Annotated in this window: 9 protein-coding genes and 1 tRNA gene; 4 read left to right on the top strand and 6 right to left on the bottom strand. The window is 44.9% G+C overall.

Annotated features, from left to right (window positions below; all coding sequences use genetic code 11):
• The first annotated feature begins 84 nt into the window (after nucleotides 1-84).
• Nucleotides 85-471, top strand: a complete 387-nt coding sequence (locus BKE30_RS07995) for a hypothetical protein (RefSeq protein ID WP_076878083.1) — start codon at nucleotides 85-87, stop codon at nucleotides 469-471.
• A 31-nt stretch (nucleotides 472-502) separates the two neighbouring features.
• On the opposite strand, the gene BKE30_RS07990 is transcribed toward BKE30_RS07995, so the two are convergent.
• Genes BKE30_RS07990 through BKE30_RS07965 form a run of 6 tightly spaced genes read right to left on the bottom strand, consistent with a single transcriptional unit; the run spans nucleotide 503 to nucleotide 4435 of the window.
• On the bottom strand, nucleotides 503-871 hold the full coding sequence (locus BKE30_RS07990) for a hypothetical protein (protein WP_076878082.1): 369 nt from the start codon (nucleotides 869-871) through the stop codon (nucleotides 503-505).
• A gap of 56 nt (nucleotides 872-927) precedes the next feature.
• Nucleotides 928-1719, bottom strand: coding sequence for an LPS export ABC transporter ATP-binding protein (gene lptB, locus BKE30_RS07985; protein ID WP_083698497.1), 792 nt, complete (start codon nucleotides 1717-1719; stop codon nucleotides 928-930).
• A gap of 17 nt (nucleotides 1720-1736) precedes the next feature.
• Nucleotides 1737-2261 carry a lipopolysaccharide transport periplasmic protein LptA gene (gene lptA / locus BKE30_RS07980; protein ID WP_076878084.1) on the bottom strand — a complete coding sequence of 175 codons (525 nt, stop codon included), beginning with the start codon at nucleotides 2259-2261 and terminating at the stop codon, nucleotides 1737-1739.
• Nucleotides 2262-2301: 40 nt separating this feature from the next.
• Nucleotides 2302-2862 (bottom strand): LPS export ABC transporter periplasmic protein LptC, encoded by a 561-nt coding sequence (gene lptC, locus BKE30_RS07975; protein WP_076878081.1) that lies wholly within the window; start codon nucleotides 2860-2862, stop codon nucleotides 2302-2304.
• A gap of 41 nt (nucleotides 2863-2903) precedes the next feature.
• A complete protein-coding gene (locus BKE30_RS07970) occupies nucleotides 2904-3440 on the bottom strand; it encodes a KdsC family phosphatase (RefSeq protein ID WP_076878080.1) in 537 nt (178 codons plus the stop codon).
• Nucleotides 3440-4435 (bottom strand): KpsF/GutQ family sugar-phosphate isomerase, encoded by a 996-nt coding sequence (locus BKE30_RS07965; protein WP_076878079.1) that lies wholly within the window; start codon nucleotides 4433-4435, stop codon nucleotides 3440-3442. The genes BKE30_RS07970 and BKE30_RS07965 overlap by 1 nt, the downstream gene beginning before the upstream one ends.
• A 177-nt stretch (nucleotides 4436-4612) precedes the next feature.
• On the opposite strand from BKE30_RS07965, the gene cysS reads away from it, so the two are divergent.
• The 3 genes from cysS to BKE30_RS07950 form a co-directional block, all read left to right on the top strand.
• On the top strand, nucleotides 4613-6088 hold the full coding sequence (gene cysS / locus BKE30_RS07960) for a cysteine--tRNA ligase (RefSeq protein WP_076878078.1): 1476 nt from the start codon (nucleotides 4613-4615) through the stop codon (nucleotides 6086-6088).
• Nucleotides 6089-6222: 134 nt separating this feature from the next.
• Nucleotides 6223-6298, top strand: a tRNA-Gly gene (locus BKE30_RS07955).
• A 502-nt stretch (nucleotides 6299-6800) separates the two neighbouring features.
• The coding region (locus BKE30_RS07950) for an inorganic phosphate transporter (RefSeq protein WP_143253685.1) at nucleotides 6801-7609 on the top strand (809 nt) is incomplete at its 3' end.

Below are 7609 nucleotides of genomic sequence, written 5' to 3'. Positions count from 1 at the left end.
TTTTCTAATTAATTTAAGTAATTCATAAATTTTAATTTGAGGTTTTTTAGTTATAAGTATTTTTAAATTATCGGTTTAGGAAAAATGTTATTATATGCTTTAGTGGTCATTATATTTGTCTATCAATGTATGATAAAAAACGCTGCTTTGTCTAAAAGCGTTAGGCATTTTTTGGATTTTGGCATTAAAAGTTCTGATATTCTAAAACTGCGAATCTTTCTATGGATTTATCTTTTAGCTATCGTTAGTTCTCTATTTTTTGGTCTCTTTGCCAGTATTTTCTTTATACCAGGTATATGGATGGGAAGAAGATTGCATATGGCACTAGATTCTTCGGGAATAGATTACATAACTAAAGCTGGAAAGGTTGCTAATGGAATTGCATGGCTAGGTATTGCCGGCTTTCTCTATGTTATCACAAACTTAATATTTCATAAGACGATAGTATTTTTGGCGCAAGTCCTTCGGTAGCCTATGCGCCTTTTATAAGTATAAAAGTAATTTAGAACTTAAACCGCGACACACAGGTTGAAAGTGTATTGTTTACCGTTCTGGTAATGAGCGTGGCACGCGCTTGGGGATCAATAGCTGCCTGAGCCAGCTCAACCATCGTTACATTTTTGGAAGCCTCGGTACTCACACAGCCACAAATCTGGTTTTCAACATCCTGTTTTTTCTCAGTAGTTAATACGCTGGTCAGCACTTTGTATTCAGTACGGTTATTCAGCTGGGTACGGCAGGTTTGGTCAACCGCAGTTTGAAATACAGCCATGCCAATATTATTGGCCGTGGTTGCAGTCGGGTTCATGCTGCCATCGGTAGCGCAAGCCGACAGTAATACAGCGGGGAGCAGGAAAATTAACTTTCTCATGGATTTAGTCCGTATCAAAAATATTAAATAATAAATCTTTTCAGTCAAATTGATGATCAAACGCGGAAGTCTTCACCCAGATAAACCCGCTTGACGGTTTCATTGGCCAGAATCTCCTGCGGCGTACCTTCGGCAATCACCGAACCTTCACTGACAATATATGCCTTTTCGCAAATCGCCAGCGTTTCACGCACATTATGGTCTGTAATGAGTACGCCAATGCCCCGCGCTTTTAAACGTTCAATAATGTGCTTGATGTCACCTACAGAAATTGGGTCTACACCAGCAAAGGGTTCATCCAGTAGCATAAACTTAGGCTCAGCAGCGAGGGCACGCGCAATTTCGGCACGACGACGTTCACCGCCGGATACACTCATGCCCAGTGAGTTACGGATATGCTGGATATTAAATTCATCCAGTAGTTCCTCAAGCCGGGCCAGACGCTGCGTTTTATTCAGGTCGTTGCGGGTTTCCAGAATAGCCATAACATTTTGCGCAATGGTGAGCTTGCGGAAAATTGATGCTTCCTGAGGCAAATAGCCAATGCCACGCCGTGCCCGCTGATGCATGGCCAGTTCTGACAAATCCTGCTTATCCAGAAAAATTGCACCTTTGTCCATCTTTACCAGCCCAACCAGCATGTAAAAACTGGTGGTTTTGCCAGCCCCATTCGGCCCTAAAAGACCAACAATCTGTCCGCTTTGCAGGCTAAAGGAAACATCCTTAACCACCAGACGCTTATTGTAGCTTTTTGCCAGATGCTTAATGGTCAGCGTCTGTGTAGATGCAAAAGGGGTAGTGGTATTTGTAGCAGCACGAGATGCGGGTGCAGGAGTAGTCACAGACATTTGAAGGCCATCCTTCCTTATTTGCTTTTTACTTTTGTTTGGTTCTGGGTGGCAGAAGGCGGAATGATAATCTGGATGCGGCCCTGACTACCACCAGATGCTTCAATATCGCCAGCACTAATGCTGTAGCGCAGGGTATTACCCCGGAAGCTGGCTCCATCCTGAAACAAATAAGCCTTGCCTGTCATGGTAATAATGCCTGTTTCGGAATTATAAACAATGGTCTGGCCTTCACCACGCGCAATGCCTTTTTCAGCACTAATCTGTTGCTGAAACTTGGCCGGGCGGCCCTTGGCGGTAATCTGCTGGATTTGACGATTCTTGTTTAAATTGGCCACCAGTGAATCGGCCTGAATCTTGATGGTGCCCTGCTGAATAACTACATTACCGGTATAAGTCGTAATACCGGTTTTTTCGTTATAAGTAGCACGGTCTGCTTCCAGCGTAATGGTCTGGCTGCTGTCACTGGGCAGGGCAAGTGTTGGCGTGGCAGTCGCCAGTAAAGTACTACCCAGAAGAAATGCCAGACCTGCACGTTGCATTACCGTCATAAACGGGGCAGTAGTGATGGCTAAACTGAATTTAGGAGCCGGAAGCAGGTGCATATTGTCCTCGGATACGGAATAAATTGTATTGACCCTGATCAAGATTAGCATTCAAACCCTGACTGCTAAATTGTCCCTGATTACTTTGAATTAAAACAGGGCGATCTGTTTCAATCCGGTTTTGTTTTGGATAACCGGTTAGCTGGTCTGTCGTAAAGGTAACAGAAGGTTGCCCAGTGGCAGTCAGGCGGTGTGCACGGACATTACCGGTTAAGATCACTTTTTCATTATCATTGTAGCCTACCGCTTTGTCTGCACTAAAAGTAGCCGCAGGCTGGCCTTGTTGATACCAGGTACTTTCCAGTTGCACCAGTTCGGAACGGTTGTCCTGTTCCCAGTGCTGTAACTTACTGGCGGTGGTGGTGGCTTCCAGTTGTCCGGTTGTAGTGGTTTTAATTAAATGGATATTGGTGGCGTTATAGGATAAATCCTGATTTTTATCGGCATTCAGGCGTGCGGACTTGCCACTGTAAAAGTAAAACAGGCCACTGAGCACCGCAATGCCCAAGGCAATGACATATAGCAGTCGCGTATCCATAATTCTAAAACCCCAAGACTAACAATACGGGTCTAACCAGTTTAGTGATGCAATAAAAACTCTTGCAGCAGATCGTCATAGACACCTTTGGCATGCAGCAGTACATCACAGAATTCACGCACTGCACCACGGCCACCATAGGCCTGAGTAATCAGGTTGGCACGCCTCCTGACTTCTTCATGGGCATTGGGTACTGTAATCGCAAGTCCGGCAATTTGCATAGCACCTAAATCGGGCCAGTCATCCCCCATATAAGCGCAGTCTTCCGGGTTAATCTGTAACGTTTGGCAAACTTCACGCAGGGCGATACCTTTGTCTTCACGGCCCTGAATCACCAGATCAACCCCTAGGCTTTGCATGCGGTTGTTGACAATATTACTACTACGGCCGGTAATGACTGCTACCTTGATACCTGCGCGTTGTACCAGTTTCATGCCCAAGCCATCACGAATATCAAATGACTTGATTTCTTCACCGCTGTTGGTAAAGCTTAAAAAGCCATCACTCAAAATGCCATCAACGTCCAGCACCAACGCTTTAATATGGCTGGCACGTTCCCTTACGCTAAACGAAGCCATTAATTGACTCCTGCACTGATAATGTCATGCATGGTGATAATTCCAATGAGTTCTTCTGCATCATTAACCACCAGAAACTGGTTGATTTTTTTGTGATTCATGAGTTCCAGCGCCTCAACCGCCCGCACGTCAGCGGTAATAGTTAATGGGGTTTTGGTCATGATTTGTTCAATTGACATATTGGCTTCAATTGAATTCATTTTTTCAAAGGTGCGGCGCAAGTCACCATCGGTAAACACACCCAGCACATGGTTTTTTTCATCAACCACTGCCGCCATACCCAGCCGTTTACTGGTCATTTCTAGCAGGGCTTCATGTAGCGAGGTATGCGGCATAATCTTTGGTAATTCACGGCCTTTATGCATAATATCACTGACATGCAGTAACAGGCGCTTGCCTAATGCACCAGCAGGATGCGAGCGGGCAAAATCATCAGCCGTAAAACCACGCGCTTCCAGCAAGGCAACTGCCAGTGCGTCCCCCAATGCCAAAGTGGCTGTGGTACTGGAGGTGGGTGCCAGACCCAGTGGGCAGGCTTCTTTGGATTCACCAAGGATTAAGGCCACTTCAGCCAGTTGCGGCATCGGGCCAAGGTCATCGCGGCTAATGGTAATTAATGGAATGGCGTTACGTTTAACCAGCGGCATCAGCATCATGATTTCATCGCTTTTGCCCGAATTGGATATGGCCACCAGTACATCACCCGGCACCAGCATGCCAAGGTCACCATGGCCAGCTTCACCCGGATGCATAAAGAACGACGGCGTACCGGTAGAGGCAAGGGTTGCGGCAATCTTGCGGCCAATATGTCCCGACTTGCCCATGCCAGTAATAACAACCCGGCCAGTACAGGCCAGAATCAGGTTGCAGGCCTTAACAAAACGCGCATCAATATGGCTGGCCAGCACGCTAAGCGCCTGTTGCTCAGTTTGAAGGGTAGCGAGGGCACTATTTAAAAAATCTTGTGAATCAAAATGAGACTGGCTAGACGACACGTGTACACCTTTGCTTGATATATCTATTGCAATATCACTTATATAAGGGTCAATTATTGCAAAGCAAACTCAATAACACAAAGCAATATTTTTGTTTAATGGTTGTTAAAAAAAAGCCATAAGGTATGATTTGCTGTTTTCCATTGTCGATCCATAACATTTACTGTGAGTTTATCAATGAAGTCGTTTGTACTGTACAACTCCGAATTACGCCGTAAGGTTGAGTTTGCACCTCTGGTTTCTGGGCAAATTGGACTCTATGTCTGTGGAATGACAGTCTACGACTACTGCCATATTGGCCACGCCCGGGTGATGGTGGCATTTGACTATGTCGTCAGGTTTTTACGCTCGCAAGGTTGGCAGGTCAACTATGTGCGTAATATCACCGACATTGATGACAAGATTATCAAGCGTGCCAATGAGAATAATGAAACCATTGGTGAACTGACCACGCGCTTTATTGATGCCATGAATGAAGATGCGGCACGTCTGGGCTGTCTGGCGCCGGATCAGGCACCACGGGCCACTGATTTTATTGACCAGATGCAGGGCATGATTGGCAGCCTGATTAACAAGGGCCATGCTTACAACGCCGAGAATGGCGATGTTTACTATGCAGTAGACAGCTTTGAAAAATATGGCCGTTTGTCTGGTCGCAAGCTGGATGATATGCAGGCTGGTGCCAGTGAACGCGTTGATGTAGAAACTGACAAGAAAAACCCGTTTGACTTTGTACTGTGGAAAGCCGCCAAGGCCAATGAGCCGGCATGGCAATCCCCGTGGGGCAATGGTCGTCCTGGCTGGCATATCGAATGTTCCGCCATGTCCACCTGCTGTCTGGGCAATACCTTTGATATTCATGGCGGCGGTGGTGACCTATTGTTTCCGCACCATGAAAATGAGATTGCGCAAAGTGAAGGTGCAACCGGCGAAACTTATGTAAATAACTGGATGCATGTGGGTTTTGTTAATGTTGATGGCGAGAAAATGTCCAAGTCGCTAGGCAACTTTTTTACCATTCGTGATGTGATGCAAAAATTTACGCCAGAAGTGATTCGCTATTTTATTGTGTCCAGCCATTATCGCAGCCCGATCAATTTTTCCGATAGCGCTCTCAAAGATGCCAGACAGTCACTATCGCGTTTTTATCTGGCGCTTAAAGAAGTGGACAATAATATCATTGCCAAGCAAGTCATGGCACAGGTTAATTCAGAACAGATTCAGGCGCATCCGTGGACTGAGCGATTCAATCAGGCCATGTCAGATGACTTTAATACGCCAGAAGCCTTGGCGGTGCTGTTTGAGCTGGTGCGTGAAATTAATCGTGCCCTGAAGCATGAACAGTTTAGAAATGAGGCGATTTTAGCCGAACAGCACCGGGAAGCGGGGTTGTTGGGTGCCGTGCTTAAATATCTGGGCGGTATATTGGGCTTGCTGCAACAACAGCCAGACGTGTTTTTAAAGGCCAGTGCGGATGAGGCAAGCAGTAATGGCTTATCGGAAGATGAGGTGCTGGCAGGCATTGAAGCACGCAAACAGGCTAAAGCCAGTAAGGACTTTGCAGCAGCTGACCGTATTCGGCAGGAATTACTGGAAAAGGGCATTATTCTGGAAGACAGTAAAGCTGGCACCACGTGGCGGCGTGCTGATTAACAGGATGGGGTGAAAAATTATTCAAACAATAAATGACTTGTACAAAAAAAGTTGACAGGTCTTTATTTTTGAATAAAATGCCACTCACCAAGTCATTAAGCAGCTTAGCTGGCTTGAAACAAATTGATGAATATGCGGGAATAGCTCAGTTGGTAGAGCACAACCTTGCCAAGGTTGGGGTCGCGAGTTCGAGTCTCGTTTCCCGCTCCATTTTTAGGATCAGCCCCAAAACTGATCCTTTTTTTTATCTTTAAAAATTGATTTTAACGCCTAATTCTCTTTTTCAAACTTTTTAATAAAACGTCTGAATTTATCAAATTGCATTCGATAAAAAACTATAGCACTTAGGCTCATGCTTTGAGTCATCATGAATCTCAGGCTAAAGCACGTCATCTCTTATCAGTTTTACTGTAGAAGGCGATAATGAATATGTAACTGCTTTATATCAGTTTTTATGATATTGAGGTGAAAAGGTTATTTTTTATGATGGAATAAATATGAGTATAATAGAAGATTGCTCTTAAATTTATACGGTTAATTTATTGATTTTTAAGGGAAATCAAAGATAAATTTTTATTTAAAACTAAAATTTAATGTGGTTAAGAAATAAAGAGTTATAGAAACTTGGGTAAAAGTATAAAAGAAAAATATTTCAGTTTTATTGCAAATCAACGATTATTACGCCGATTTCATTCCAAAGCAGAAGTTGCGAATGCCTCATTCAAAAATTCATGCCCCGGCGCACTGGTTATTTAAGCCTTTTGTTGCGCTTGTCGTTTTAAGCGGTTTGATTTATGTCGCAATTCAGCTCAATGCTGATCTTGCCTCGCAAACACCAATTCCCATGATTTCCTTTGTGATGCTTGGTCTTGCGCTTTTGGTGGCGCTGGGCTTTGAATTCGTCAATGGATTTCATGATACCGCCAATGCGGTTGCCACTGTCATTTATACCAATGCCATGCCGCCGCATCCAGCGGTGATCTGGTCCGGATTTTTTAATTTTCTGGGTGTTTTGCTGTCCAGTGGTGCAGTAGCCTACGGTATTTTGGCACTCTTACCGGTTGAGCTAATTCTCAATGTCGGCACCAATGCCGGTTTTGCCATGATTTTTGCCTTACTTATTGCGGCAATTATCTGGAATATAGGCACTTGGTATTTTGGGATTCCAGCATCTAGTTCGCATACGCTGATTGGTTCTATTGTTGGCGTTGGCTTGATGAACCAGTTGCTGGCACCACCCAATATTGCCACCAGCAGCCTTGACTGGACGCAGGTCGGCAAGGTGGGCACTGCGTTAATTTTATCGCCATTTGTGGGCTTTGGCGTGGCAGCGCTGGTATTGCTGATTTTGCGTAAGGTTCTTAAAAACCGGCCAGAACTTTTCACGCCGCCTGTAGGCAATGAACCGCCGCCATTCTGGATTCGTGTCCTGCTGATTTTAACCTGTACCGGGGTTAGTTTTGCCCATGGCTCTAACGATGGGCAAAAAGGCATGGGCCTGATTATGCTGATTTTAATTGG

Source organism: Alkanindiges hydrocarboniclasticus, assembly GCF_001982605.1.
GTDB lineage: Bacteria > Pseudomonadota > Gammaproteobacteria > Pseudomonadales > Moraxellaceae > Alkanindiges > Alkanindiges hydrocarboniclasticus.
This window is presented reverse-complemented; position numbering and strand designations above follow the sequence as displayed.

Excerpts from the sequence above, each read along its gene's own strand:
- BKE30_RS07995 (WP_076878083.1), top strand. The coding sequence starts at position 85 with ATGTTATTATATGCTTTAGTGGTCATTATATTTGTCTATCAATGTATG.
- BKE30_RS07990 (WP_076878082.1), bottom strand. The coding sequence starts at position 871 with ATGAGAAAGTTAATTTTCCTGCTCCCCGCTGTATTACTGTCGGCTTGC.
- lptB (WP_083698497.1), bottom strand. The coding sequence starts at position 1,719 with ATGTCTGTGACTACTCCTGCACCCGCATCTCGTGCTGCTACAAATACC.
- lptA (WP_076878084.1), bottom strand. The coding sequence starts at position 2,261 with ATGCAACGTGCAGGTCTGGCATTTCTTCTGGGTAGTACTTTACTGGCG.
- lptC (WP_076878081.1), bottom strand. The coding sequence starts at position 2,862 with ATGGATACGCGACTGCTATATGTCATTGCCTTGGGCATTGCGGTGCTC.
- BKE30_RS07970 (WP_076878080.1), bottom strand. The coding sequence starts at position 3,440 with ATGGCTTCGTTTAGCGTAAGGGAACGTGCCAGCCATATTAAAGCGTTG.
- cysS (WP_076878078.1), top strand. The coding sequence starts at position 4,613 with ATGAAGTCGTTTGTACTGTACAACTCCGAATTACGCCGTAAGGTTGAG.